Below are 25,152 nucleotides of genomic sequence, written 5' to 3' on the forward strand. Positions count from 1 at the left end.
CGGCCTCGAGACATGTCGGTTCACGGTCGGGCCGGCGCGATGCACCGCGCGGTCAGACGCGGCGCACCCGCGGCGCCGCTTCCCCCGGTCCCAGCGCCAGCGCGGTGATCGCCCACACCAGCGCGTCGAGCCTGTCGGGCGAGCGCCCGCCCGACAGGCCGTCCGGCCCGAAGTCGCAGAGCTCGTCCTCCAGCGCCGGGAAGGTGCCGGCGTGGCGCACCCGGCCGCGCTCGTAGAGCGCCGCCACCGGCTCGGCGCGCAGCCACTTGCCGCGCGTCGCCCGTACCTCGGCCACCGGCAGGCCGGGATCGAGGCCGGCGAGGATGGTGCGCACCATCTCCCCGCCCTGGTTCACCTCCACCACCACCCGGTCGGCGGCGAGCTTGTGGAACAGAGCCACCACCCGTGCCCCCCAGGCGCCCGGCGTCAGGCCCTGCGCGCTCTCGTCGGCGAGCACATGCACCAGCCCCTCGCCGTCGAGCCCGGCGGCGACGATGCCGCAGGCATCCGCCCCCTTGCGCGAGGAGGCCGGCGGGTCGACCGCCACCACGATGCGGGTGAGCGCCGGCGCCGCCTCCTCCCGGGCGGTCTCGATCCCCGCCCGGTTCCACAGCGCGTCGGCGCGGTCCTCGATCAGCTCGCCCTCCAGCTCCTGCCGGCCGAGCCGCGTGCCGGCATAGCGGGAGACCACCGCCTCCAGGAAGGTCGGCGCCAGATGCGCGGCGTTCTCCGCCGTGCCCATCCGCGTGACCGCGGTCGTCGGATCGGCGATGAGCCGGCGCATCAATTGGGTGGCGCGGGGCGTCGTCGTCACCATCTGGCGCGGCCGGTCGCCGAGGCGCAGGCCGAATTGCAGCATGTCGAAGCTCGCCTGCGCATAGCGCCACTTGGCGAGCTCGTCGCACCAGGCGGCGTCGAATTGCGGCCCGCGCAGGCTTTCCGGGTCGTCGGCGGAAAAGCCCTGGGCGATCGCCCCGTTCGGCCATTCGAGCCGCCGTCGCGTCGGCTCCCAGCGCGGGCGCTCCGCGCGGGGATGGATGGCGAGCAGGCCGGAGACGCCCTCCACCATCACCTCGCGCACATCGGCGAAGGTCTCCGCCACCAGGGCGATCCGGCCCACCGGCCGGGCGGAAAATCCCGGCGTGCCGAGCGCCAGCCCGCGCACCCATTCGGCGCCGGCGCGGGTCTTGCCGGCGCCGCGCCCGCCCATCACCAGCCAGGTGGTCCAGTCGCCGCCGCCCTGCGCGGCAGCGGGAGGCAGCTGCGCCGGCCGCGCCAGCAGGCTCCAGCAGTGCAGCAGCCAGTGCGAGACGCCGGGGCTCAGCCCGGCGACCGCTGCGTCAAGCCGCCCGCTCCGCCAGCACGCGCTCAAGAGCTTCCGCAAGCTCGCGTCGGTAGGCGTCGGCATTGCGGAACACGTCGTCATGGGCGCCCTCGTCCCCGGCATCCTCGTTGGCGTCGCGGGAGATGGCGGCGAGCTCGCGCATCGCCCGCACCAGTATGGCGAGGGTGCGCGCCGCCCGCTCGGCATCGGCGCCGCTGCGGCCGGCATGCAGCCCGGCGCGGGCCAGCAGCCGCTCCACGGCGGCGAGCTCGCCCTCCATCCGCGCCACCAGCCGGGCGATGAGCAGCCGGCGCGACACCGGCCCGTCCGCCTCCGTGGCGACGGCCGCCGCCGCCGCCGGCTCCGGTGCTCCCGGTTCCGGCCCCGGCCCCATCAGGGCCAGCCGGTCCTTGCGGCGCCTCCAGCCCCATTGGCCGATGCGGACGCTCAGCGTCGAGCGGCTGATGCCGAGCAGATCGGCAATGTGCTGGTTCGACACGCGGGTATGTTCGTAGAGGCGGCGGGCTTCCTCGATCGCCTCGGGCGGGACGTCGCGCTTGGGTATGGTCATGATCCGTGGTTTCCCCTCGAATTATCGGCCCCGCCACAATAAAAAAGCCGGCCTTACCGGCCGGCTGACGACTGCGGCGTCCCCTGCCGGCCCCGCCGGCTTCGGACGCAATTGTGGAGCATGGCCAGAACCTACCGGAGCAGCGCGACGCTGTCAAGGCATATATTCCTACACGTCTGGATTTTATCAGAACCCGCACTCGCCCGATGATCGCATTGCCGGGCATGCCGCCTTGCTATATTCATCCATGCATAGCTTTCGAGGTGCCGCATGCCGCCTTTCCTCCGCCGCCTGCGCCGGGCCGGCTGCCTTGCCGCCACGCTCGCCATGCTCTCGGCGACGGCGGTGCCGGCGCAGGATCTGCGCCTGTCCGCCCCGGAAGCCGGCACCCGCATGCTGGCGCCGGACGCGCTGCGCGCCCTGCCGGCGGTAACGCTGGAGACGAGCTTCCTCACCTCGCGCGGCGAGGAGACCGGGCGCTTCACCGGCGCCCGCCTGTGGGACGTGCTCACGGCCGCCGGCCTCGTCGATCCGAAGGATCATCACGGCATCGCCCGCAGCGCGGTGCTGGTCACCGCCCGCGACGGCTATGCCGCCCTGCTCGGCCTCGGCGAGCTTGCCCCGGATCTCGAAGCCAAGGCCGTGCTGGTCGCCTATGAGCGCGACGGCGCCGCCCTCCCTGAGGACAGGCAACCCCGCCTGGTGATACCCGGCGACCGTCGCGGTTCGCGGGCGGTGTTCGCCATCGCCCGCATCGACATCCTCAAACCGGAGTCCCCGAAATGAAGCTCAGCGCCCGCAACGTCGTCCCCGGCAAGGTCGTGGCCATCCAGAAGGGTGCCACCACCGCCCATGTCCGCATCGAGATCGCGGGTGGCCAGGTGCTCACCTCCTCCATCACCAACGAGGCGGTGGACGAGCTCGGCCTCACCGTCGGCGGCCCCGCCTATGCGGTGATCAAGGCCTCCGACGTGCTGGTCGCGGTCGACTGATCGCTTCCCTGTAGCGGGAGGGCCGGCATGGTCCGCCTCGACGAAGTCCGCGCCGGCGAGGTCCTCGCGGCCCCGCCGGCCGCCGACGATGCCGGCCTCGCCTTCATCGGCCGCATCCGCACGCCCTGGGTGTCGCGGCTGGAGACGCCCCGCCTCGGCCGGCCGGACGGGCCGGAATGCACCCTCGAGATCTTCGAGCCCTGGCGGCCGGCGCTCCGGGGCATCGAGGCCTATGCGCGCATCGAGGTGCTGTTCTGGATGCACCTGTCGCGCCGCGATCTCGTCATCCAGAGCCCGGCCAATGACGGGCGCGGCCACGGCACCTTCGCGCTGCGCTCGCCGGCCCGGCCCAATCCCATCGGCACCACCATCGCCACGCTGGTGCGGGTGGAGCCGGAGCGGCTCATCGTGCGCGGGCTCGATTGCATCGACGGCACGCCGCTGCTCGACCTCAAGCCCGAGCGCAGCCTCTTCACCCCCATCGCCCCGGAGCAGCCGGGGGACCGCCAGACCTTCCGGCCGTAGTGAGGCGCGGCGGCATCTCCGGGCGTGGGCTCGCGGATCGCGGCCCCACCGGCTAGGCTGGCGCAGCCGCGGGCCGTCCCGTCCTGCGGCAAGGTGCCGATGGAGACGTGCCACATGTCGGAAAGCGAGCCGAGCGCCTCCGCGCTGATCGACGCCCGTATCGCGGCGCTGGACGATTGGCGGGGCCGAACGCTGTCGCAGGTCCGCGCCCTCATCCGCGAGGCGATCCCGGATGTGGTCGAGGAGTGGAAATGGCGGGGCGTTCCGGTGTGGTCGCGCCACGGCATCCTCTGCACCGGCGAAACCTATAAGAGCGTCGTGAAGCTCACCTTCGCCAAGGGTGCCGCGCTGCCCGATCCGTCCGGCCTGTTCAATGCCAGTCTGGAGGGCAACACCCGGCGGGCCATCGACCTTCGTGAAGGCGAGATCCTCGATGCGGAAGCCTTCGGGGCGCTGCTCCGCGCCGCCGCGGCGCTGAATGCCTCGCCGAAGCGCCCGAAGCCACGGCCGGGGGCTTGATCCTTCCGGCCCGCCACGGCAGCCGGCATCGACAAAGCCTATCCGCGACGCGCGACCAGCGCCTCGACCGCCCGAACGGCCGCCGCCACTGCCGCCGCCCGCTCGGCCACGCCGGCCGGCTCGGTCTCGAACAGCGCCCGCTGCTGCAGGTCGCCCGCCACCATGTCGTGGAACAGCCGCGCCAGCACCGCGATCTCCGACGGGTCGCCGGGCGCGCGCCCGGCGTCCTCCCCTGCGGCCAGCGCGCGGGCGAGGAAGCCGGCGAAGGCGGCCTGCGAGGTCGCCGGCCCCGCGGCGTACCAGGCGGCCCCGAGCCGCGGGAAACGGCCGGTCTCGCCGATCAGCGTGCGATGAAGCGCCAGCGCCTTCGGGCTGAGCAGCGCGTCGATGAGCGCCTGGCCCAGTCGCGTCAGCCCCTCCTCGAGCGCGAGCCCGCGCGTATCCGCCTCGGTGAGCGGACGCAGCACCTCGCCGAGGGCGGCCTCGATGGCGGCGACGAACAGCCCCTCCTTGCCGCCATAGAAGGCATAGATGTTGGTCTTGGAACCGCCGGCCGCCTGCACGATCTCGTCCAGGCTCACCCCGTCATAGCCGCGGGCGACGAACAGGCAGGCGGCGACGCGGCGCAGCCGGTCGCAGGTCGCCTGCCCGCGCCCGGTGCGGCGGGTCGGGCAGCGGCGCCCGGTGGAAGCTCCTGCCTCCCCGGCCACGGGCGGCGCCGGCTCGCCGGCACCGCTATGGTCGTCCGCGGCCGTATCAGGCCCCCTTCTTCAGGTGCTCGACGAAGCGGATCTCGGTGATCAGCGCATCGACGCCACTCAGCACGAAGCTCTTGGTCTTCTCGTCGATGAAGGCGCCGTCCTTCACCTTGTCGGCGACGCTCGGCACCGCCACATGCGGCACCACCGCCACGCGGGCACCGGCGGCGGTCAGCGATTCACGCAGCTGCGCCTGGGCGCGGATGCCGCCGGTCGAGCCGGGCGAGGAGGTGACGACCAGCACCGGCTTGCCGAGCAGCGCGCCCTTGGAATAAGGGCGCGACCCCCAGTCGATGGCGTTCTTCATCGCGCCGGACGTGCCGAAATTATATTCCGGCGAGGCGAAGATCACCCCGTCCGCCTCGGCGATGGCCGCGCGCAGCGCCGCCGCGCCGGCCGGCGGGGTCGCGGTATCCTCGTCCTGGTTGTAGAGCGGCACGTCGTTCAGGCGGAACACGGTCAGCTCGGCCTTGTCGGTGGCCGCGGCCTTGATGGCCTCGAGCAGGGCGGTGGAATAGGACGCGGCGCGCAGGCTGCCGGAAATGCCGAGAAGCTTGAAACGGGCGGTCATGGGGAAGAACGTCTCCTGAGTATGAACGATACTGGTCGGTATCATTTCATATGTAGCAATGTCCGCGCAAGGGCCGCTTCGCGGTGGCAGCAGGGTTGCGCGGCGACGCCGCGCTCGCGCCGCCCCGGCATTCATGTTACCGATCATGGGCTTGTCTCGCGTAAACGGGGATACCCGCCTTGATCCTGACCGATCGCGACATTCGCGACGCGCTGGCCGCCGGCCTGCTCGCCATCGACCCGCCGCCCCCGGCGGAGTTCTACGCGCCGAACGGCGTCGACCTGCGCCTCGATTCCCGCCTCACCCTCTATCGCGCCCCGGCGGAGGGCGAGGATCCGGTCATCGATCCGGCGGGTCCCGGCTACAGCTTCCGCGAGGCGATCCTCGCCATGGCCGACGATATCGAGATCGGCGCCGACGGCTTCGTGCTCGATCCCGGCCGGCTGGTGCTGGGCTGGACCTGCGAGAAGGTCGACCTCACGCCCGGCGCCCGCCTTGCCGCGCGGGTGGAGGGCAAGAGCTCGCTGGCCCGCATCGGCCTCATCGTCCACCTCACCGCGCCGACCATCCATGCCGGCTCCACCGGGCGCATCCAGCTCGAGATCATCAATCTGGGCCCGCGCCCCATCCGCCTCAGGACCGGCATGAAGGTGTGCCAGCTCATCCTCGAGCAGACGCTGGGGGTACCGGAGGTCGGCTATCGCGGCCAGTTCGCCGGCCAGCGCGCCGCCGGCTGAGAAGAATAGGCGGTGAAACCCCTCGTCAGCCGCCGGAGATCAGCGTCGAACGGTTGAGCCGCCGCAGCGCGAGGCTGGTGCGCGCCTCGTCGCGGCGGAAGCGCTCGACGCTCTGGCCGGTATAGACGAGGTGCCGCAGCGCCGCCTCCTCCGCCGCCGCCACGTCGCCTCCCACCACCGCCTCGCCTATCGCCTTGTGCTGGCTCAGCAATTCCTCGCGGAACTCGTCGATGGCGAAGAGCTGCGTGCGGTTGAAGAAGATGTCCCGCCGCAGCATCTCGCTGAAGGCGCGCATGACATGCAGGATGACGAGGTTGTGCGAGGCGCCGTAGATCAGCCGGTGCAGCACGATGTCCGCCTCCGCCTCGCGGGTGGCGTCGTTGGCGTCGTAGGCCGCCTGCATCTCGCCGAGGCACTCGCGGATCGCCTGCCGCTCCGGGTCGCTGGCCCGCACCGCGGCAAGGGCGGTGGCCTTGCGCTCCACCGCCTCGCGATACTCGAAATAATCCGCCGTCACCTGCTCGTTGGAGTTGAGCAGCCCCGCCAGCGGCTCGGTGAGCGGGGCGAGGAACTGCGTCACCCGCGTGCCGTCGCGGCCGATCGCCAGCAGCCCGCGCTCCTCGAGGATCTGCAGCGCGTCGCGCAGCGAGGGGCGCGAGACCTCCAGCTGCTCGGAAAGGTCGCGCTCGCTCGCCAGCCGCTCGCCGGGGCGCAGCACGCCTTCGAGGATAAGCCGCTCAATATGCCCGGCAATGGCCTCTGCCAGTTTGGGCGTGCGCAGCCGCGCGGTCATCTGGGTCGAGCTCCGAGCTGAATTCCCGCTGCTTTTTCCATTTTCCGGCCCGCGCGTCTACAACCAAGAGCTAAGCTCTTAACCAGTTGACTCGTTTGGTAAGGCAATTTTACCAAGCAGGTCTCCTGTTAACGCCTTCCCTAGCGGGCAGGGTTAAGGTGCCGCCGGGGCGGCTCCCAATCGCGAACGCGCAAAACGGACGCCAAGTCCGCTGCTCTCTAGGAGGAAACGGATCTTGACCTGGAACCAGATATACGACCCGTTCGGTAGCCTTGCGCTGTCGACGCTGTTCGCCGCGGTACCCGTGGTGGTGATGCTCGTCGGCCTCGGCTTCCTGCACATGAAGGCGCATGTCGCCGCCTTTGCCGGCCTCGTCGCCGCCTTCGTGATCGCGGTGTTCGCCTTCGGCATGCCGACGGAGAAGGCCGGCATCGCCGCCGGCTACGGCGCCATGTACGGGTTGATGCCGATCGGCTGGATCGTCCTCAACATCATCTTCCTGCACCAGATGACCGAGGCGAACGGGTCCTTCACCACCCTGCAGCGCTCCATCGCCGGCATCACCGGCGACCGGCGGCTCCAGCTCCTCCTGATCGCGTTCTCCTTCGGCGCCTTCTTCGAGGGCGCGGCAGGCTTCGGCACCCCGGTGGCCGTCACCGCGGCGCTCCTGATCGGCCTCGGCTTCTCGCCGCTCGCCGCCTCCGGCCTGTCGCTGATCGCCAACACCGCGCCGGTTGCCTATGGCGCGCTCGGCACCCCCGTGATCGCGCTCGCCGCCGTCACCGGCCTCGACCTGATGGACCTGTCGGCGATGATCGGCCGCCAGTTGCCCTTCTTCTCGCTGATCGTGCCGTTCTGGCTGATCTGGGCCTTCGCCGGCTGGCGCGGCATGATGGAGATCTGGCCGGCCATCCTGGTCTGCGGCGTCTCCTTCGCCGTCCCGCAGTTCCTGGTCTCCAACTTCCATGGCCCCTGGCTGGTCGACGTGGTCGCCGCCATCGTCTCCATGCTGTGCCTGGTCGCCTTCCTGCGCGTGTGGCAGCCGAAGACGATCTGGACCTCGACGGCGCTGAAGGGCCGCGAGAACGGCGACGGCTCGGAAGGCGGCACCACCAAGGCCGCCACCGACTTCACCACCGCCCGCCCCTCCACCGGCGCGCTGGTCAAGGCCTGGCTGCCCTGGGGCATCCTCACCGTGTTCGTGTTCGCCTGGGGCATCCCGCAGGTGAAGGCGCTGCTCGACGGCTTCTTCATTCAGAAATTCGAGATGGCCGGCCTGCACAACATGGTCATCAAGATGCCACCGGTGGTCGCCACCGCGCATGCGGAACCCGCGGTATTCAACTTCAACATCATGTCGATGACCGGCACCGGCATCTTCCTGTCGGCCATCGTCGCCGGCCTCGCCATGGGCTTCTCGCCGGTGGCGCTGGTGAAGATCTATGGCCGCACGCTGTGGAAGGTGCGCTACTCGCTCGCCACCATCGCCATCATGCTGGCCCTGGGCTTCCTCACCCGCTATTCCGGCCTCGACGCTACGCTGGGCCTCGCCTTCGCGGCGACCGGGCCGTTCTACCCGCTGTTCGGCACGCTGCTCGGCTGGCTGGGCGTCGCGCTCACCGGTTCGGACACCGCGTCCAACGTGCTGTTCGGCGGCCTGCAGAAGATCACCTCGCAGCAGCTCGGCCTGTCGCCGGTGCTGATGGCGGCGGCGAACTCCTCGGGCGGCGTGATGGGCAAGATGATCGACGCCCAGTCGATCGTCGTCGCCTCCACCGCCACCGGCTGGCAGAACTCGGAGGGCACCATCCTGCGCTACGTGTTCTTCCACTCCATCGCGCTGGCGGTGCTGGTAGGCCTCCTGGTCAGCGCCCAGGCTCACCTGTGGCCGTTCACGGCGCTGGTGATCCATAATTGACGTCACGAAGGGGAGGCCGCGGCGCCTCCCCTCCTCTTTGGAACTATAGGAGCCGGGCCAATGGCCACCGTCACCAATATCCAGGATCTTCGCGCCATCGCCATGAAGAAGGTGCCGCGCGCGATCTTCCACTATGCCGACCGCGGCTCCTATGACGAGACCACTCTCCGGGCCAACAAGGCCGACCTCGACGCCATCGCGCTGCGCCAGCGGGTGATGATCGACGTGTCCGAGCGCTCGACCCGGACGACGATGATCGGTGAGGACGTCGCGCTGCCGCTCGCCATCGCCCCCACCGGCCTCACCGGCCTGTTCCATGGCGACGGCGAGATCCATGGCTGCCGCGCCGCCCATGCCGCCGGCATTCCCTTCACCCTGTCCACCATGTCGATCTGCTCGATCGAGGACGTGGCGGCGGCGGTGAACAAGCCGTTCTGGTTCCAGCTCTATGTGATGCGCGACCGCAAATTCTCCGAGTCGCTGATCGAGCGCGCCAAGGCGGCCAAGTGCTCGGCGCTGGTGCTGACGCTGGACCTGCAGATCCAGGGCCAGCGCCACATGGACATCAAGAACGGCCTCGCCGTTCCGCCCAAGCTGACCGTCGCCAACGCGCTCGACATCGCCACCAAGCCGGCCTGGGCGCTGAGCGTGCTGATGGGCAAGCGCCATTCCTTCGGCAATCTCGCGGTGCGCAAGGAGAGCGACAGCCTCACCACCCTGTCGCAGTGGATCGCCGGCCAGTTCGATCCCTCGCTGTCGTGGAAGGATGTCGAGTGGGTGCGCTCCATCTGGCCGGGCAAGCTGATCCTCAAGGGCGTGCTCGACGTCGAGGACGCGAAGATCGCCGCCGAGACCGGCGCCGACGCCATCGTGGTGTCCAACCATGGCGGCCGCCAGCTGGACGGCGCGGTGTCCTCCATCTCGGCGCTGCCGAAGATCGTCGACGCCATCGGCGGCGGCAGGAACGGCGGCACCAGCGAGATCTGGTTCGACGGCGGCATCCAGTCCGGCCAGGACGTGCTCAAGGCCGTGGCGCTCGGCGCCAAGGGCTGCATGATGGGCAAGTCGTTCCTGTGGTCGCTGGCCGCCGGCGGCCAGGCCGGCGTCGCCAAGGCGATCGAGATCATCCGCAAGGAGCTCGACGTCTCCATGGCGCTCACCGGCACCAAGGACATCAACAAGGTCGACAAGAGCGTGCTGGCGCTCTGATCACCCTCTGGCGGGCCGGCGCGGCCGGCCCGCTTCTCCCTTGCGCTGCCGGCTCGCCGCCCCCTTGGGCAGGCGCAGCGGCCAGCGCACCATGTGGTCGACGAAGTCCTCCAGCGGCAGCTCGTCCTCCAGCGCGGCGACGCGACCGCGCACCGAGACGCCGGCGGCATGCACCGTCTCGCGGTCGCCGGAGACGAGGTGATGCCACCAATAGAGGTCGCGTCCCTCGGCGACCAGCCGGTAGCCGCAGGAAGGCGGCAGCCATTCCAGCGTGCGGACCACCTCCGGCGTCAGCCGCACGCAATCGGGCACCTGCGCCTGCCGGTTGGGGTAGTCGCGGCAGCGGCAGCCGAAATCGTCCAGCAGCTGGCAGCCTATGTCGGTATAGGCAATCGCCTCGGTGTCCTCGTCCTGCAGCTTGACGAGGCAGCAGCGCCCGCAGCCGTCGCACAGGCTTTCCCATTCCCCCGCGCTCATGTCCTCCAGCGACTTGCGCTTCCAGAACGGCAGTTGCGGGGCGGTGGCGAGATCGGCGGTCATCGGGTCTCCCGGGAGGGGCAAAGGCGGCCCCGCTTCACGGCTTGTCAATCAAACCTTAGATAGCTTCCACGCCCGCCAATGGCGAGAGCGCAGCGCGAAGTGGTGCGCACAGGGCGTCTCGGCTATAAGGGCGGACTGTTAGAGTACCTCGCGGAGATCGCGGCTTGCACGACGGGTCGAAGAAGGACGACGCCCCTGCGGGACAAGCGACGCCGGACGGCACCCGCTCCCCCGAGGAGCGGCCGGGCCGGATGCGCCGGCTTCGGAACGTCCTCCTCGCCATCGACTCCTGGATCGACTCGAGCATCTATTCCGGCGGCGTGCGCCTGCGCGCCGCATGGGACGGCTTCGTCGCCTTCACCGAGCGCTTCAACCTGCAGGGCCCGGCCCGCTGGGGCGTCGAGATCGCCTCGGAGGGCATGACCTGGGGCGCGGTCGGCGCGGTGCTGATGCTGGCGCTCGCCATCCCCGCCTTCCAGGAGACCTCGGACGACTGGCTGAAGCGCTCCGAGCTCTCCGTCACCTTCCTCGACCGCTATGGCAACACCATCGGCGAGCGCGGCATCCGCCACAACGACACCGTGCCGCTGGAAGAGTTCCCCGATCACCTGATCAAGGCGGTGCTCGCCACCGAGGACCGCCGCTTCTACGAGCATTTCGGCATCGACATCCCCGGCACCTTCCGCGCCGTGCTGTCGAATGCCCGCGCCGGCGGCGTGGTGCAGGGCGGCTCCTCGCTCACCCAGCAGCTCGCCAAGAACCTGTTCCTGTCCAACGAGCGCACGCTGGAGCGCAAGATCAAGGAAGCGTTCCTGGCGCTGTGGCTGGAGTTCCACCTCACCAAGAACCAGATCCTGAAGCTCTATCTCGACCGCGCCTATATGGGCGGCGGCGCCTTCGGCGTCGACGCGGCGGCGCAGTATTATTTCGGCAAGTCCGCGCGGGAAGTGACGCTCGCCGAGGCGGCCATGCTGGCCGGCCTGTTCAAGGCGCCGTCGAAATTCGCCCCGCACGTCAACCTGCCCGCCGCGCGCGGGCGCGCCTCGGTGGTGCTCGACAATCTCGTCGATGCCGGCTTCATGACCGAGGGCCAGGTGTTCGGCGCCCGGCGCAATCCGGCCACCCCCATCGACCGCAAGCAGGAAGACACGCCGGACTATTATCTCGACTACGCCTTCGACCAGGTGAAGACCATCGTCGAGACGCTGCCGAAGAACTATGCCGAGCGCTCCTTCGTTGTGCGCACCGCGCTCGACCCCAACATCCAGAAGGCCGCCGACACCGCCATCCGCGAAAGCCTCAAGCAGTTCGGCAAGGATTACGGCACCAGCCAGTCCGCCATGGTGGTGCTGGAGCCCAACGGCGCCGTGCGCGCCATGGTCGGCGGGCGCGATTATGGCGAGAGCCAGTTCAACCGCGCCACCGACGCGCTGCGCCAGCCCGGCTCGTCCTTCAAGCCCTATGTCTACACCGCGGCGCTGATGACCGGGAAATTCACCCCGCAGACCATGGTGGTGGACGGCCCGATCTGCATCGGCAACTGGTGCCCGCAGAATTACGGCCGCTCCTATGCCGGGCGGCTGCCGCTGATCCAGGCGCTCACCCGCTCGCTCAACACCGTGGCGGTGAAGCTCGCCGAGGCGATCGGGCGCGGGCGCATCGTCGACCTCGCCCACGCCATGGGCGTGAAGAGCGAACTGAAGATCACCCGCGCCCTGCCGCTCGGCGCCGCCGAGGTGACGGTGATCGACCAGGCGACCGGCTATGCCGTCTTCGCCAATAACGGCATGTCGGTGGACCCGCACGCGGTGCTGGAGATGCGCACCCCCGCCGGCGACCCGGTCTGGAGCTTCGACCGCAACGGGCCGAAGCCGCACCGCGTGATCCCGGAGAACATCATCGCCATGATCAACCCGATGCTGAACAGCGTGGTGGAGAACGGCACCGGCCGGCGCGCCATGATCCCCGGCACCAAGGTCTCCGGCAAGACCGGCACCACCAATGCCTATCGCGACGCCTGGTTCGTCGGGTTCACCGGCAACTATGCCGGCGCCATCTGGTTCGGCAATGACGACTTCACCCCCACCCGCAAGATGACCGGCGGCTCGCTGCCGGCGATGACCTGGCAGAAGGTGATGGCCTTCGCGCATCAGGGCATCGAGCTCAAGCCGACGCCGGGGCTGGGCAACCAGCCGGCGCCGAAGCTCGACGGCGCGGTGGCGGAGGCCTCGTCGCTCGACATCGAGGGCTTTCAGCGCCCGGTGACGCTCTCCCCGATGGCGGCGACGCGGCTCATGGCGCTGTCCGACCGGATGCGGGCGGCGGCCGAGGCCCCGCGCCGCTCGCCGAGCGCCGCGCTGCCCGGTTCCGCGCCGACCGGCGAGCAGCTGGCCGGCTCCGCCCCTCGCTCCGCCACCGACCGCAATTGACCCGCGCCGCCGGCAAGCCCATGGCTGGCCCCCTGCCCCCGAGACCGGATTCGTCCCGACCGTGCGTCCGCTCCTGTTCATCCTGACCCTCGTCATCGGCGCCGTGGTGGGCCTCGGCCTCACCTGGTTCGCCACGGCGAACGGCTACGGTCCCGGCCTGGTGCGCGCCGGCGCCTGGAAGGCGTGGCCCAAGGCCGGCACCGAGGAGGCCGATCCCTATGCGCGCGCAGCGCTCGCCCGCGCCGGGGAACTGCCGCTGGAGCTCGCCGACGGGCTCGCCTTCGTCGCCGTCACCGACGATGCCGGCCGGCCGCTGGACGGGCGCTGCGACATCCGCCTCTCCGGTACGGTGCCGCAGGCCCGGTTCTGGACGCTGACGCTCACCGATCGCGACGGCAATCTCGTCGACAACGCCGCCGACCGCCACGGCTTCACCTCGACGGAAGTGGTGTGGAATCGCGACGGCATGGTGGATGTGGTGCTGGGCCCGCGCGCCCGGGCCGGCAACTGGCTGCCGACCGGCGCCCGCGACCGCCTCGCGCTGACGCTTCGCCTCTACGATGCCCCGGTCGGCCTCGCCAGCCGCACCAGCGACGCGCCGGAAATGCCGAAGCTGATCACGGAGCGCTGCCCGTGAAGCGCGTCGTCATCCCCATCCTCGCCGGGCTGGTGCTGGGCACGCTGGTGCATCTCGTCGGGGTGCTGATGATGCCCTATGTCGCGGAACAGGATGCCTATGCCCGCCTGTCCGGGGTCAGCCAGGTGAACGCGGCCACGCTCATCGAGGACCCGCGCACCCTTGCCACGGTGCTGCCCGCCTCCGATCCGGCCTTCGTGACGGCCGTGTGCCTGTACGATCTCGCCGAGGGGCCGCTGAAGGTGAAGGTACCGACCACCGAGGACTACACCTCGATTTCCTTCTACACCCGCTACGGCCTGCCCTTCTACGCGATCAACGACCGCTCCGCCGGCCGCACCGTCATTGAGCTCGACCTGATGAACGCCCGCCAGAAGGCGGCGATGCCGGAAGACGAGGAAGTCACCGTCGCCGACCGGCTGGTGGTGGAATCGCCGGCCGAGGAAGGCATCGTGCTCATCCGCGCCATGGCCCGCGAGCGCGGCGCGCGCGACGAGGTGAAGGCCGCCGTCGCCGCGGCGAGCTGCACGCCCGTGCCCTGATCCCGCCTGCGCGCCCAGGCAGCACGCATGCCACGCGCGCCGCTCACGCCTTGGGCGGCGCGGCGGCGACGCTGGAGGTCGCCGGCGCCGGCGCGGGCGGCGGCACCGAGCGGGATATGCGGATTGCCGGCAGGATCACCACCTGCGCCGGCCCAGGCACGGCCTCCCGGCGGCGATCACGCCGCGTGCGCAGCTTGCGGGAGGCAGGAAACGGTACGACCGAACCCATTCTGCATCCTCCGATCTTCAGCCAAACCGGACCAATGGGAAGCTAGTTTCGGCATGGTTAACGCGTTGCTAACGTTCATGGCGCAATTTGGTTCGGCCGGCCCGGTGCCGCCTCCCCCCATCCTGTCGAGCCCCCTCGTCCTCCATGCTTTCGAATGACGGCCCCAGTCTCAAGGCCCCCATCGAGGAGGCGCGCCGTCGCGATCCCGATACGCGCCCGGCCTTGCTGACCCTGCTGGTCGACCGGGTGGTCGAGCAGGGGGCCGGCGGGGATGACGAGGCGGTGGCCCGGCTCGGGGTGCTGCTGCCGCGGCTGATGCAGGCGGTGCCGCCGGCGCTGGCACGGCAGGCCGCCGAGCGGCTGGCCCGGCGGCCCGACCTGCCGGCGGCGCTCGCCCGCCTCCTCGCCTCCGGCCCCATCGACATCGCCGCGCCGCTGCTGCGCCTGTCGCCGGCGCTGGACGAGGCGGCGCTGATCGCCCTGGCCACCGGGGCGGAACCCGCGCGGCTGCAGGCCATCGCCGCCCGTCGCGATGTCTCGCCGGAACTCGCCAAGCGCCTCGCCTCCACCGTCCACCGGGCGCGCGAAAGCCACCAGCGTCCCGCGCCGGCGGGGCCGGATTTCTTCACGGCAGCGCCGGAAGAGCGCGCGGGCATGCTGCATCGCCTGCTGGCCCTGCCGCCGCTGCCCTTGGCCGAGCGGGTCGGCGCCCAGGGCGACGCCTTCACCGACAGCCTGCTCGCGGCTGCCAAGCGCGAGGATCGCGCCGCGCTGGCCCTGCTGCTCGAACGGGCGCTGGCGGTGCCGGCCGACGTCGCCCCCCGCATTGTCGGCGACGAGGCGGGCCAGGCGCTGGCGGTCGCGGCACGGGCGCTCGGGCTCAGCTTCGCGGTGCTGTCGCGGATCCTGTTCCGGCTTCACCCCGGGGTCGGCCGCTCCTCCAGCGACATGGCGCGCCTCGCGGATCTGTTCGATTCGCTGCCGCTGGCGAGCGCGCAGCACATGGTGGCGATCTGGCGCGGCAGCCGCCGCCCCGGCGCGCCGCGCGGCGCGGCGGAAGCGCCGTCCATGCGCGATTTCGCCGTGCCCCGCCCCGCCGCCGCGCCCGCCGGCGAGAGCGCCGCCGAGCCGCGCCGGCAGGCCTGAGGCCGGCTCAGGCGAGGTCGAGGAAGCTGCGTCCCGCGCGGTCCTCGATCTCGACGAACCACAAATCGGGGTCGAAGCGGATCTCCTTGCCCATCCGCTCTTCCGCCTCGGCTTCCGGCCGGTCGGCCACGAGCGGCGTGAAGCGGCGCTCCGGGCTTGCCTCGTCGTCGAAGGAGGGAGGCGCCGGCCCGTACAGGCTCGCCTTGCCGTCCAGCGTCGCGACCTTGACGAAGACCGCCCCCGCCTCCTCGGCGCCGCGGCGGCGCACGGCGGCGAAAGCACCCGCCCCATTGGCGCGCCGCAGCAGGGCGGAAACCCAGATGGCGCTCTTCAGCCGCATGGTGCCGCTACTGGATGGAGAAGCCGGCGACGGCGTTGAGCTCGCGCACCAGCCGGTCGGAAATCTGGCCCGTCACCGGCAGGCGACGGTCGCGCTCGAAGTCCTTGATGGCCTTTTCCGTCGCCTCGCTGGCGCGCCCGTCGATGCGGACCGGGCCGTAGCCGAGGCGGGCCAGCGCCTTCTGCACCTCCAGCATCCGCGCGGAGACGGCGACATCGGCGGGCGGGCGCACCGGCGCGGCCGCCGCCGCCGGGTTCGCGGCGCCCGCCTGGTTGGCCAGCGCGGCGATGCCGCCATCGGGCTTGGCGACGGATTCGGCCTTGGCGGCGGGCTTGGGCGCCGGCGGCTTCACCGGCGGCAACGGGGTCGCCGCGGCCACCGGCGCGGCCGGCGTCTCGACAGGAGCGCCGGCGCGGGCGGCCGGTTCGGGAGCCGGCGCCGCGGCGGCGGGGCGGCTTGCGGCCGGGGTGGGCGTCGGCACCGGCGTGCCACCGCTCTCGCGCCGGCCGTCCTGGAACACGAAGGCATTGGCGAGCACGGTGCCGCTGGCGAGGGCGGCCAGGAGCAGCATGAACAGGTCCGAGCGCCGGTGGCGCGGCCGGTCCGGCAGGACGAGGCTGCGCTGCGCGCCGAGATCGATCCCGTCCACGAGAAGATCGCTCGCATAAGACCGCGGCATCCGCTGCTCCCTCGCCGCCGGCCTTGCCGGCCGGCCATCCCTGACGCCGCCTGCGGCGCCCTGCGCGACGATCTTGCGGCCGACGTGCTTAACATCGGCTTTCCGCAATCGGCTGATTTCGCGCGAATGCGAGGCAGGTTGCGCAACGTCTGCCCGCTAGTATCGCCGAAGATGGGCGAGAGAGGGGCGTGCGAGGAACGCCGGCCGCGCCTGTCCGCAAACGAGAGACAGGGCGATGTTCTTCCTTCTGCGTATCGCGTTCTGGCTGACCGTCGTGCTGCTGCTGCTGCCCGCCATTCCCGGAACGCGGCTGTCGGAGACGCCGTCCCCGGGCCTGCAGGCATCGAACGCGCAGCCGTCGGAACATGCGGCGTCGGGCGGGCAGATCGACCCGCTCCGGGCGCTGTCCGCCGCCACCTCCGCCGTGTCGGATGCCGGCAGCTTCTGCGAGCGCCAGCCGCAGGCCTGCGCCATCGGCAGCGAGATCCTCACCCAGCTCGGCACGCGGGCACAAGCCGGGGCGCAGCTCCTGCTCGGCTATATCGGCGACCAGATCGCCGAACAGAAGCGCAAGGCCGCCGAGCGCGCGGCCGCCAATCCGAGCGGCGATACCCTCACCGCCCACGATCTCAGCCCGGCCTGGCAGGCCCCGGGCGACACCGGCCCGCGCGCCGATTCGTCCTCCACCATCTTCGGCCCGCCTGCGGCCGTGCAGGGCGGGGCCTCTCCCGCCGCCGCGACGCCGGCGGTTCCCACCCCGCCGCGCCGCCCGAGCTGACCGGCGCCATTGCGCTCGGGGCGGGCTCGCCCCTATATGCGGGACGAGGGGCGGATCCACATGGCCATGACCATCGACCACATCATCGACGATTTCGAGCTGCTCGACAGCTGGGACGACCGCTATCGCTACCTGATCGAGCTCGGCCGCAAGCTGCCGCCCTTCCCGGAGGACGAGCGCGGCGACGCCACCAAGGTGCAGGGCTGCGCCAGCCAGGTGTGGCTGGTGAGCCGCCCGGCGGAGGGCAGCGACGGCCCGCGCCTCGCCTTCATCGGCGATTCCGACGCCCATATCGTGCGCGGGCTCATCGCCATCCTGCTGGCGCTCTATTCCGGCCGCTCCGCCCGCGACATCCTCGCCGTCGATCCCGCCGCCACCTTCGATCGCATCGGCCTGCGCGAGCATCTCACCCCGCAGCGCTCCAACGGGCTGCGCTCCATGGTGGAGCGCATCCGCGCCGATGCCCGCGAGGCGCTAGCCGCCGTCTGACCGCTCCGGCTGCGCCTCCGCCCTCCAGTGCCGCATGGGGCCGCGCGCCGGCCCCTTCAGCTCGCGCGACAGGCCGTAATGGCGCGCCAGCCGGTCGAGGCCGAGGCCGAGCACCACCTTGCCGGCGCGCGCGGGCCATCCCCTCTCCTGCTCCACCGTCTCCAGCCCCTTCAGGAAGCAGCACACGTCGAGCAGCGTGCCGGAGAATTCCGGCCCGACCGCCTCCATCGCCCGGTCCACCCGCTGCCGGGCGGCGAGCCGCATCTCCGGCATGTCGAGCCCGGTGCGGGCGGCATGGCGGGCGGGCGCCCGGCCGCCGCCGCTCCAGTCCGCGGTGGTGCGGGGCATCATCTGCGCCCGGGTGAAATCGGCCCGCAACCTTTCCCCGGCCATGAGCTGCATCGCGTCGATGAAGCAGCGCCCGTCGCGGCCGCGCCGGCGCGCCAGCCAGACGAGCGGGCTTTCGGTGAGGTCCACCTCCACCCAGTTCCGCTGGCCGTCGATCACGATCTCCAGGCGCTCGACGATACGCCCCGCCCTGCGCTCATCCGCCATGGCCGACCTCCGTCCGCCCGCGCAGCTGCTGCTCCAGCGCGGCGATCCGGTCGTCGCAGCCGCGCTCGTCCCGGTCATCCTCGATGCGGCGGCAGGCATGGGCCACGGTGGAGCGGTGGCGGCGAAAATCCCGCGCCACCCGCCCGATCGGCTCGCCGAGGCCGACATGGGCGAGATACATGGCGAGCGCCCGGGCGGCGGCACTGGCCCGCCGCCCCCGCCGGACGTGCAGGATCTCGTGCACCGGCAGGCCGGAACTCTCGGCAGCGAGGCAGGCGGCCAGCAGGCTGGGACGTCCCATCGGCTCGGCACGCGACATGGAAGAAGGCTGCGCCATTGGCATAAACTATTGGTTGCAGGAATTTAAACCTACATCCAAAAGTTGACCCCTGGCAAGACACCATCGACAGGTGCGCCACGCCCTGCGCCGGCAGGAAAGCCGACTTATCCGCACGCCTCCGCCCCGCCTCACAATGGAGGCGACCAGGGAGGTTTCGATGGAAAGACCACAACCGAGACGTGTCCGGCTCCGCGCCATGCGCAGCCATGAGCCCGCCGAGGAGATCGCCGCCAGGGCGGCGGCGCTCCGGCCGTTTCTCGGCCAGGGCGCCGAGCGGCGCGCCCGCCTCGCCCGGCTGCTGCGCGCCGAACGCCGCGCCGCCCTCACCGGCATCGGCTACGACGCCGCCCGCCACGCCGCGTTGCGGCGCCTCGAGAACGAGAGGCGGGCGGACGAGAGGCGAGCGGACGAGAGGCGGGCGGACGTGAAAAAGGCCGCCGCGGCACCCGCGACGGCCTGTTCCATCAAGACATGATCGACGCCGCCGGCGCCGGCGCCGTCAGCGGGCGCCGCGCCGGCGCTGCTGGCCGAGCCCCATCTGCTTGGCGAGCTCGGAGCGGGCGGCGGCATAGTTCGGCGCCACCATCGGGTAATCCGCCGGCAGGCCCCACTTCTCGCGATACTGCTCCGGCGTCATGCCATACTGGGTCCGCAGGTGCCGCTTGAGCGACTTGAACTTCTTGCCGTCCTCGAGACAGACGAGGAAATCCGGCGCGATCGACCTCTTCACCGACACCGCCGGCTTCAACGGCTCGGGCGCCGCGTCCTCGACCACCTTGCCGAGGGACTGCAACGCCGCATGCACGTCGCCGATCAGCGCCGGCAGATCGTTCGACATCACCGCATTGTTGCTCACATAAGCGGAGACGATGTCTGCGGCGAGTTCAATATATTTCTCGATATCAGTATTTTCGCTCATGGGTCGTTCTTTTCCGCCAGGTCGACAGAATAACCGTCGACCAACCATCCGCCGCAACGTCGCCCCGAGGACAAATCCGAACGGGGATCAGCAGCCATATGCGTTTCTACCCTTTTTAAATAGGATTGTTTGCGGCCGGCATCAAGAACTTTCGATTTTGAATCATCTTTCAGCATCCGGCCGCATGTGTAGCGGCATCCGAGCGCTCCGAACACCGCTCGCTCAACTGATCGTGTTCGCCCGAATGTGCCCTGGCGTGCGATCGCCGCACCGATATACCCGATCCTCGACGGACGTTTCATGAAATTTCCGCAAGAATCCGGCCCGCTGTCGGCAGGACCGGCAAGGCCCGGCAAGGTCCGGCCGGCGCGCAGGCTTGAAGAGCGGCCGGGCGGCGCCTATCTCAAGCCCCGTTCAGCAGGAATTTCCATATGGTCGAGACAGCCCGCCGTCCCAAGGTCGTGAAAACGGAGGCCGAATGGCGCGCACTGCTCACACCGGAGCAGTTCCGCGTCACCCGTGGCCACGGCACCGAATGCGCCTTCAGCGGCCCGCATCTGTCGCAGAAGGAAGCCGGCATTTATAGCTGCGTGTGCTGCGGCGAGCCGCTGTTCCACTCCTCCGCCAAGTTCGAATCGGGCACCGGCTGGCCGAGCTTCTTCCAGCCGGTCTCGAAGGAGGCGGTCAGCGCCGTCCACGATCACTCGCACGGCATGCACCGCATCGAGATTCGCTGCGCCAGCTGCGACGCGCATCTCGGCCATGTCTTTCCCGACGGCCCGCGCCCGACCGGCATGCGCTTCTGCATGAACGGCGTCGCCCTCACCTTCCGCGCCGATGCCGGCACCGAGGCCAGCGAGGGCGCCGGTGAGCGCTGACAGCCCGGCGGATGCCGTCCATGCCCCGCTCGTCCGCTCCTTCCACGGCGAGACGCTGACCGATCCCTATGCCTGGCTGCGCGCCGACAATTGGCGCGAGGTCATGCGCGACCCCGCGGTGCTGCCGGCGGATATCCGCACCCATCTGGAGGCCGAGAACCGGGCCGCCGATGCCTGGTTCGCCCCGCATGCCGCGCTATGCCGCACCCTGGTCGGGGAGATGCGCGGCCGCATCAAGGAGGACGATTCCGCCGTCCCGTCGGTGGATGGGCCCTTCGCCTATTACACGCGCTTCCGCGAAGGCGGCCAGCATCCGCTCTATTGCCGCATTCCCGCCGCCGGCGGCGACGAGCAGGTGCTGCTCGACGGCGATGCGCTCGGGGCCGGGCTGGCCTATTTCAGCTTCGGCGACGTGCAGCCCTCGCCGGACCACCGCCTCGTCGCCTGGACGGCCGACACCGCCGGCTCGGAATATTACACGCTGCGGATCGGCGACATCGACGCCGGCACCGAACGGCCGGACCGCGTCGAGGAGACCACCGGCGACGTGCTGTGGAGCGCCGACGGCCGCTACCTGTTCTACATCCGCCGCGACGCCGAGCATCGCCCGAGCTTCGTCTACCGCCACGCGCTCGGCGCAGATCCGTCGAGCGACGTGCTGATCTATGAGGAGCCGGACAAGGGCTTCTTCGTCTCGCTGGGCCGCACCCAGTCGGAGCGGTTCGGGCTGATCTCCTGCGGCGATCACGACACCAGCGAGGTGCTTCTCCTCGACCTCGCCGATCCGCTGGCCGCCCCGCGGCGGGTCGAGCCGCGCCATCCCGGCCTGCGCTACGGCGTCGAGCATCACCCGGATCTCGCCGGCGCCGACAGGCTGGTGCTGCTCACCAATGCGGACGGCGCCGAGGACTTCAAGATCGTGTCGGCCCCCCTCGCCGCCCCCGGCCGGGAGAACTGGCGCGACCTCGTGCCGCACCGATCCGGCCGGCTGATCCTGTCGCACAGCGTCTTCCGCGACCATCTGGTGCGGCTGGAGCGGGAGGATGGCCTGCCCCGCCTGGTGGTGCGCGGCCTCGCCGATGGCGCCGAGCATGTGGTCGCCTTCGCCGAGGAGGCCTACTCGCTCGGCTTCGATCCCGGCCACGGCTTCGACAAGACGCTGGTGCGCTTCACCTATTCCTCCATGACCACCCCCGCCGAGGTGTGGGACTACGACCTCGCCTCGCGCGAGCGGGTGCTGCGCAAGCGTCAGGAAGTGCCTTCCGGCCACGATCCGGCCCGCTACGTCACCCGCCGGCTGATGGTGGAAGCGGCGGACGGCGCCCGCATTCCCGTCTCGCTGCTGTTCGCGCGCGACACCCCGCTGGACGGCACCGCCCCCTGCCTGCTCTATGGCTACGGCGCCTACGGCATCTCCATCCCCGCCGGCTTCTCCACCTCGCGGCTGTCGCTGGTCGATCGCGGCTTCGTCTATGCCATCGCGCATATACGCGGCGGCACCGAGAAGGGCTGGCGCTGGTATCTCGACGGCAAGCTGGCGAAGAAGACCAACACCTTCCACGATTTCATCGCGGCCGCCGACCATCTCGCCGCCGGCAAGATCGTGGCGCCCGACCGCATCGTCGCCCATGGCGGCTCGGCCGGCGGCATGCTGATGGGCGCGGTCGCCAATCTGCGGCCGGACCGGTTCGCCGGCATCGTGGCGGAGGTGCCCTTCGTCGACGTGCTGAACACCATGCTGGACGACACGCTGCCGCTCACCCCGCCGGAATGGCCGGAATGGGGCAATCCGATCGCCGATGCGGAGGCGTTCCGCTTCATCCGCTCCTATTCGCCCTACGACAATGTCGCGGCGACGGCCTATCCGGCCATCCTGGCGCTGGCCGGGCTCACCGATCCCCGCGTCACCTATTGGGAGCCGGCGAAGTGGGTGGCGAAGCTGCGGGCCACCCGCACCAATGACGCGCCGCTGCTCATGAAGACCAATATGGACGCCGGCCATGGCGGCGCCGCCGGCCGGTTCGACCGGCTGGAGGAAACCGCGCTGGTCTATGCCTTCGCGCTGGCGGCGGTACGGGTGGCGGCCCCCGCCGCCTGACAATGGAAAAGGGCGCCGCGACCCTCGTCGCGGCGCCCTGGCCTCTCATTCCCGCCGAACGGCTCAGCCCTGGCCGACACCGGAGACGTGGTCGCGCAGTTCCTGCAGCGACGCGAAGCGCAGCGTGCCGTCCGGCAGCTCGGCCTCGATCGATCCGTCCGAGAACAGCTTGTAGGCCATGCCGCCGATCACCCCGGCCTTGAGCACGGTGATCGAGGCGGGCGCCGGCTCGTCGACGAGATCGTTGACATGCAGGAACGCCGGCGGCGCGCCGGGGCCGTCATCGGCATCGGCGGGCAAGGCCTCTTGCGCCACCGGCGAAACGGGACGGGCCGCCTCGCCGGCACCCGGCTTCGGAGCGAGGGGAGCCGGCTTAGGCTCGGCAGGCTTGGCTTCAATCGGCTTGGGTTCAGTAGGCTTGGCCGCCGGCGGCACGATCGGCGAGGCGGCCGGCGAGGCGATCGGCGGCTTGGGCGCCGCGGGAGCCGGCTTCGGCGCGGCCGGTGCCTTGCTCTCCGGCTGCGGCTTGGTCTCGGGCTGCGGCTTGGCTTCCGGCTTGGGCGCGGGCTCGTGCCTGGGCGCGGGCTCCGGCTCCAGCAGGTCCGACAATTCGAACGGCGGCAGTTCCAGCGCCTCCCCGGCCGGCTCGCCGAGGGCCGGCGTCTCGTCGAACGCCGTCTCCGGCTCCAGCTCCGGCTCGTCCGCGGGCTCGGCGCGCTTGCGGCGGAACCAGGCCGGCAGGCTGCCGGACAGGCTCCCCGCCAGCCCCTTGATGGCCGCCTGCGGCACGGGCGTCGCCGGTCCGGCGGGCAAGGGAGCGGCGGGCAAGGGGGCGACAGGCGCGGGCGCCGCCACCGGCGGCAGCGCCGTCTCCGCCACGCTCTCGGCATGCCGCGCGGGCTCCCGAACGGGCTCCACCGGCGTCACGGCACGCTCGGCCTCCTCGTGGAACGCGATCGGCCGGGCGCCCTCGCTCTCGTAATAATCCTCCGCCTCGACATGCACGACGCCGTCGAGCTTCTGTCCGATGTCGACGAGCGCGCGATGGATGGATCCCAGCGCCAGCAACAGCAATCCTCCGACGAAGCCGAGAGTGCCGACGATGACGAGCGTGGGCCCGGAAGGTTGAGCCAGGGATTGCACGCCGATCAGCCCGATCACGACGCCGATCGCGCCGACCACCAGACCGATGCCGATGATGATTGCACCCATAGAAAAACTCCGCCGGGCTGATTCGCGACCAGCCCTCCCTCCATTCAAACTTACGTCGCGCATGGCTTTTACGAAAGCTCGGCACGATTACCAAGATGATTTGCTTTCGCAGCGTCGCCAAATCCGCCGGCGTCGCCGCCGCGCCGTGGAAATTCTTCCCGGGGAAACGCCGGCTCGGCGCACCGATCGGTTGTCGCGGACGGCGGACCGCCCTATCTAGTCACCGTCGATCTCTTTTCGGTGCGCACGCACCTTTGGGAGGAAGCCGCCCGGCGCATTGCCGCCGGGGCGGCAGAGCCGGTTTTACATTGCGGAGACAGAATCGATGTCCTTCACGCTTCCCGATCTGCCCTATTCCTATGATGCTCTCGCTCCCTACATGTCGCGCGAGACGCTCGAATATCATCACGACAAGCATCACCTCGCCTATGTGAACAACGGCAACAACCTGCTGAAGGGCACCGAGTTCGAGGGCAAGTCGCTCGAGGAGATCGTCAAGGGCTCCTACGGCAAGAATCCCGGCCTCTTCAACAATGCCGGCCAGCACTACAACCACCTGCACTTCTGGCACTGGCTGAAGCCCAATGGCGGCGGCGCCATTCCCGGCGAGCTCGAGAAGAAGATCGTCGAGGACCTCGGCTCGGTGGAGAAGTTCAAGGAAGACTTCATCCAGGCCGGCGTCACCCAGTTCGGCTCCGGCTGGGCCTGGCTGGCGGTGAAGGACGGCAAGCTCATCGTCGCCAAGACCCCGAACGGCGAGAGCCCGCTGGTCTCCGGCGCCACCCCGATCCTCGGCGTCGACGTGTGGGAGCACTCCTACTACATCGACTACCGCAACCGCCGCCCCGACTATCTGAAGGCGTTCGTCGAGAACCTGGTGAACTGGGAATACGTCGCCGAGCTGTATTCCAAGGCCGTCTGAGCCGGCTCGATCCGACCATGCGAAAGGCGTCGGCCCGGCGGGCCGGCGCCTTTTTCACGTCTGGCGCCGGAGAGCGCGCCTTGCGCCCGCCTACCCTCGCCGGGCTCAGCCGGCATAGGGGCGCCGCGGCCGCGGCTGGTTGCTGATCACGCAGTAGTCGTTCCAGAAATTGTACTGGAAGGTGGAGCGCCACTGGTACAGCCAGTTGTCGCATTCGGCCCGGGTCCTGAAGCAGCCTTCCACGGTGCGCGTCTGGATCCGCTCCTCGAAGGTTCCCCACTGGCGCTGGCCGGTGAAATGGCCGTACCAGAGCTTCGAGGGCGGAATGGTCCGCGACATGGCGACGCAGTCGCCGCCGGGAAACGCGCCGGTGAATTCATAGGCGGCGGCGCCGGTCGGCAGCGCCACGGCGGCCAGAGCCAATGTGGCAACTCCCAGCGCAGCAAGCCCCAGAGTAGCAAACCCCAGGGCGGCAGATCTCAGGCTGGCAGATCCCAGGCTG

Annotated in this window: 32 protein-coding genes; 17 read left to right on the forward strand and 15 right to left on the reverse strand. The window is 70.4% G+C overall.

What is annotated here, in order from left to right; genetic code table 11:
- Positions 1–52: 52 nt before the first annotated feature.
- Entirely contained in the window at positions 53–1,372 is a 1,320-nt protein-coding gene (locus KHC19_RS02625; RefSeq protein WP_246548107.1) for a DNA-packaging protein, read from the reverse strand.
- Entirely contained in the window at positions 1,341–1,895 is a 555-nt protein-coding gene (locus KHC19_RS02630; protein WP_213350459.1) for a hypothetical protein, read from the reverse strand. Before KHC19_RS02630 ends, KHC19_RS02625 begins: the two co-directional genes overlap by 32 nt.
- A 270-nt stretch (positions 1,896–2,165) precedes the next feature.
- Here KHC19_RS02630 and KHC19_RS02635 point away from each other — a divergent pair, with 270 nt between their 5' ends.
- The 4 genes from KHC19_RS02635 (at position 2,166) to KHC19_RS02650 (ending at position 3,931) form a co-directional block, all read left to right on the forward strand.
- Positions 2,166–2,681, forward strand: coding sequence for a molybdopterin-dependent oxidoreductase (locus KHC19_RS02635; RefSeq protein WP_213350460.1), 516 nt, complete (start codon positions 2,166–2,168; stop codon positions 2,679–2,681).
- Complete coding sequence (locus KHC19_RS02640; protein WP_213350461.1) at positions 2,678–2,887, forward strand: TOBE domain-containing protein; 210 nt, start codon at positions 2,678–2,680, stop codon at positions 2,885–2,887. The genes KHC19_RS02635 and KHC19_RS02640 overlap by 4 nt, the downstream gene beginning before the upstream one ends.
- Before the next feature lie 27 nt (positions 2,888–2,914).
- On the forward strand, positions 2,915–3,412 hold the full coding sequence (locus KHC19_RS02645) for an SAM-dependent methyltransferase (protein WP_213350462.1): 498 nt from the start codon (positions 2,915–2,917) through the stop codon (positions 3,410–3,412).
- 114 nt (positions 3,413–3,526) lie between these two features.
- Complete coding sequence (locus tag KHC19_RS02650) at positions 3,527–3,931, forward strand: DUF1801 domain-containing protein (RefSeq protein ID WP_246548109.1); 405 nt, start codon at positions 3,527–3,529, stop codon at positions 3,929–3,931.
- A gap of 38 nt (positions 3,932–3,969) precedes the next feature.
- Here the strand turns inward: KHC19_RS02650 and KHC19_RS26140 are convergent, their stop codons facing one another.
- Positions 3,970–4,641, reverse strand: coding sequence for a TetR/AcrR family transcriptional regulator (locus tag KHC19_RS26140; protein ID WP_213350464.1), 672 nt, complete (start codon positions 4,639–4,641; stop codon positions 3,970–3,972).
- Positions 4,642–4,687: 46 nt separating this feature from the next.
- Positions 4,688–5,260 carry an NADPH-dependent FMN reductase gene (locus KHC19_RS02660; protein WP_213350465.1) on the reverse strand — a complete coding sequence of 191 codons (573 nt, stop codon included), beginning with the start codon at positions 5,258–5,260 and terminating at the stop codon, positions 4,688–4,690.
- A gap of 179 nt (positions 5,261–5,439) precedes the next feature.
- Between KHC19_RS02660 and dcd the strand changes: the two genes are divergently transcribed.
- Entirely contained in the window at positions 5,440–5,997 is a 558-nt protein-coding gene (gene dcd, locus KHC19_RS02665; RefSeq protein WP_213350466.1) for a dCTP deaminase, read from the forward strand.
- Between the two features lie 25 nt (positions 5,998–6,022).
- Here the strand turns inward: dcd and KHC19_RS02670 are convergent, their stop codons facing one another.
- Positions 6,023–6,790: a FadR/GntR family transcriptional regulator gene (locus KHC19_RS02670; protein WP_213350467.1), complete on the reverse strand. Its 768-nt coding sequence runs from the start codon at positions 6,788–6,790 to the stop codon at positions 6,023–6,025.
- A gap of 235 nt (positions 6,791–7,025) precedes the next feature.
- Here KHC19_RS02670 and KHC19_RS02675 point away from each other — a divergent pair, with 235 nt between their 5' ends.
- Both KHC19_RS02675 and KHC19_RS02680 read left to right on the forward strand, forming a co-directional pair.
- Positions 7,026–8,708, forward strand: coding sequence for an L-lactate permease (locus KHC19_RS02675; RefSeq protein ID WP_213350468.1), 1,683 nt, complete (start codon positions 7,026–7,028; stop codon positions 8,706–8,708).
- Between the two features lie 60 nt (positions 8,709–8,768).
- Positions 8,769–9,917, forward strand: coding sequence for an alpha-hydroxy acid oxidase (locus KHC19_RS02680; RefSeq protein ID WP_213350469.1), 1,149 nt, complete (start codon positions 8,769–8,771; stop codon positions 9,915–9,917).
- Here the strand turns inward: KHC19_RS02680 and KHC19_RS02685 are convergent, their stop codons facing one another.
- A complete protein-coding gene (locus tag KHC19_RS02685) occupies positions 9,918–10,457 on the reverse strand; it encodes a YcgN family cysteine cluster protein (RefSeq protein WP_213350470.1) in 540 nt (179 codons plus the stop codon).
- 251 nt (positions 10,458–10,708) lie between these two features.
- Here KHC19_RS02685 and KHC19_RS02690 point away from each other — a divergent pair, with 251 nt between their 5' ends.
- The 3 genes from KHC19_RS02690 (at position 10,709) to KHC19_RS02700 (ending at position 14,065) form a co-directional block, all read left to right on the forward strand.
- Positions 10,709–12,886, forward strand: coding sequence for a transglycosylase domain-containing protein (locus KHC19_RS02690; protein ID WP_246548202.1), 2,178 nt, complete (start codon positions 10,709–10,711; stop codon positions 12,884–12,886).
- Positions 12,887–12,947: 61 nt separating this feature from the next.
- On the forward strand, positions 12,948–13,523 hold the full coding sequence (locus KHC19_RS02695; RefSeq protein WP_213350471.1) for a DUF1214 domain-containing protein: 576 nt from the start codon (positions 12,948–12,950) through the stop codon (positions 13,521–13,523).
- A complete protein-coding gene (locus tag KHC19_RS02700) occupies positions 13,520–14,065 on the forward strand; it encodes a DUF1254 domain-containing protein (protein WP_343207634.1) in 546 nt (181 codons plus the stop codon). The genes KHC19_RS02695 and KHC19_RS02700 overlap by 4 nt, the downstream gene beginning before the upstream one ends.
- Before the next feature lie 43 nt (positions 14,066–14,108).
- Here KHC19_RS02700 and KHC19_RS02705 read toward each other — a convergent pair whose 3' ends face one another.
- Positions 14,109–14,294: a hypothetical protein gene (locus tag KHC19_RS02705; RefSeq protein WP_213350472.1), complete on the reverse strand. Its 186-nt coding sequence runs from the start codon at positions 14,292–14,294 to the stop codon at positions 14,109–14,111.
- Positions 14,295–14,438: 144 nt separating this feature from the next.
- Here KHC19_RS02705 and KHC19_RS02710 point away from each other — a divergent pair, with 144 nt between their 5' ends.
- A complete protein-coding gene (locus tag KHC19_RS02710; protein WP_213350473.1) occupies positions 14,439–15,440 on the forward strand; it encodes a hypothetical protein in 1,002 nt (333 codons plus the stop codon).
- A 7-nt stretch (positions 15,441–15,447) separates the two neighbouring features.
- Here KHC19_RS02710 and KHC19_RS02715 read toward each other — a convergent pair whose 3' ends face one another.
- Both KHC19_RS02715 and KHC19_RS02720 read right to left on the reverse strand, forming a co-directional pair.
- Positions 15,448–15,780: a DUF1491 family protein gene (locus tag KHC19_RS02715; RefSeq protein WP_213350474.1), complete on the reverse strand. Its 333-nt coding sequence runs from the start codon at positions 15,778–15,780 to the stop codon at positions 15,448–15,450.
- A gap of 7 nt (positions 15,781–15,787) precedes the next feature.
- On the reverse strand, positions 15,788–16,459 hold the full coding sequence (locus KHC19_RS02720) for a peptidoglycan-binding domain-containing protein (protein ID WP_213350475.1): 672 nt from the start codon (positions 16,457–16,459) through the stop codon (positions 15,788–15,790).
- Positions 16,460–16,694: 235 nt separating this feature from the next.
- Between KHC19_RS02720 and KHC19_RS02725 the strand changes: the two genes are divergently transcribed.
- Both KHC19_RS02725 and KHC19_RS02730 read left to right on the forward strand, forming a co-directional pair.
- A complete protein-coding gene (locus tag KHC19_RS02725; protein ID WP_213350476.1) occupies positions 16,695–17,237 on the forward strand; it encodes a DUF5330 domain-containing protein in 543 nt (180 codons plus the stop codon).
- Positions 17,238–17,303: 66 nt separating this feature from the next.
- Positions 17,304–17,726 carry a SufE family protein gene (locus tag KHC19_RS02730; protein ID WP_213350477.1) on the forward strand — a complete coding sequence of 141 codons (423 nt, stop codon included), beginning with the start codon at positions 17,304–17,306 and terminating at the stop codon, positions 17,724–17,726.
- Here KHC19_RS02730 and KHC19_RS02735 read toward each other — a convergent pair.
- Positions 17,712–18,281, reverse strand: a complete 570-nt coding sequence (locus tag KHC19_RS02735; RefSeq protein ID WP_213350478.1) for a DUF6456 domain-containing protein — start codon at positions 18,279–18,281, stop codon at positions 17,712–17,714. The two genes, KHC19_RS02730 and KHC19_RS02735, sit on opposite strands and share 15 nt — an antisense overlap.
- The gene (locus KHC19_RS02740) at positions 18,271–18,600 is read right to left on the reverse strand and encodes a helix-turn-helix domain-containing protein (protein WP_246548110.1); all 330 of its coding nucleotides are present in this window, start codon (positions 18,598–18,600) and stop codon (positions 18,271–18,273) included. The genes KHC19_RS02735 and KHC19_RS02740 overlap by 11 nt, the downstream gene beginning before the upstream one ends.
- A 217-nt stretch (positions 18,601–18,817) precedes the next feature.
- Between KHC19_RS02740 and KHC19_RS02745 the strand changes: the two genes are divergently transcribed.
- Positions 18,818–19,096 (forward strand): hypothetical protein, encoded by a 279-nt coding sequence (locus KHC19_RS02745; protein ID WP_213350480.1) that lies wholly within the window; start codon positions 18,818–18,820, stop codon positions 19,094–19,096.
- Positions 19,097–19,120: 24 nt separating this feature from the next.
- Here the strand turns inward: KHC19_RS02745 and KHC19_RS02750 are convergent, their stop codons facing one another.
- Positions 19,121–19,540 (reverse strand): Ros/MucR family transcriptional regulator, encoded by a 420-nt coding sequence (locus tag KHC19_RS02750; RefSeq protein WP_213350481.1) that lies wholly within the window; start codon positions 19,538–19,540, stop codon positions 19,121–19,123.
- A complete protein-coding gene (locus tag KHC19_RS02755; protein WP_213350482.1) occupies positions 19,537–19,842 on the reverse strand; it encodes a hypothetical protein in 306 nt (101 codons plus the stop codon). Before KHC19_RS02755 ends, KHC19_RS02750 begins: the two co-directional genes overlap by 4 nt.
- 129 nt (positions 19,843–19,971) lie before the next feature.
- On the opposite strand from KHC19_RS02755, the gene msrB reads away from it, so the two are divergent.
- The gene (msrB, locus tag KHC19_RS02760; protein ID WP_213350483.1) at positions 19,972–20,418 is read left to right on the forward strand and encodes a peptide-methionine (R)-S-oxide reductase MsrB; all 447 of its coding nucleotides are present in this window, start codon (positions 19,972–19,974) and stop codon (positions 20,416–20,418) included.
- Entirely contained in the window at positions 20,378–22,516 is a 2,139-nt protein-coding gene (locus tag KHC19_RS02765; protein ID WP_213350484.1) for a S9 family peptidase, read from the forward strand. The genes msrB and KHC19_RS02765 overlap by 41 nt, the downstream gene beginning before the upstream one ends.
- A 63-nt stretch (positions 22,517–22,579) precedes the next feature.
- Here KHC19_RS02765 and KHC19_RS02770 read toward each other — a convergent pair whose 3' ends face one another.
- Positions 22,580–23,728, reverse strand: coding sequence for a hypothetical protein (locus tag KHC19_RS02770; protein WP_213350485.1), 1,149 nt, complete (start codon positions 23,726–23,728; stop codon positions 22,580–22,582).
- 325 nt (positions 23,729–24,053) lie between these two features.
- Between KHC19_RS02770 and KHC19_RS02775 the strand changes: the two genes are divergently transcribed.
- Positions 24,054–24,650, forward strand: coding sequence for a superoxide dismutase (locus tag KHC19_RS02775; protein ID WP_213350486.1), 597 nt, complete (start codon positions 24,054–24,056; stop codon positions 24,648–24,650).
- Positions 24,651–24,755: 105 nt separating this feature from the next.
- Here KHC19_RS02775 and KHC19_RS02780 read toward each other — a convergent pair whose 3' ends face one another.
- Positions 24,756–25,073 carry a hypothetical protein gene (locus KHC19_RS02780; protein ID WP_246548112.1) on the reverse strand — a complete coding sequence of 106 codons (318 nt, stop codon included), beginning with the start codon at positions 25,071–25,073 and terminating at the stop codon, positions 24,756–24,758.
- Positions 25,074–25,152: the final 79 nt, after the last annotated feature.

This window comes from Ancylobacter oerskovii (assembly GCF_018390555.1).
Lineage (GTDB): Bacteria > Pseudomonadota > Alphaproteobacteria > Rhizobiales > Xanthobacteraceae > Ancylobacter > Ancylobacter oerskovii.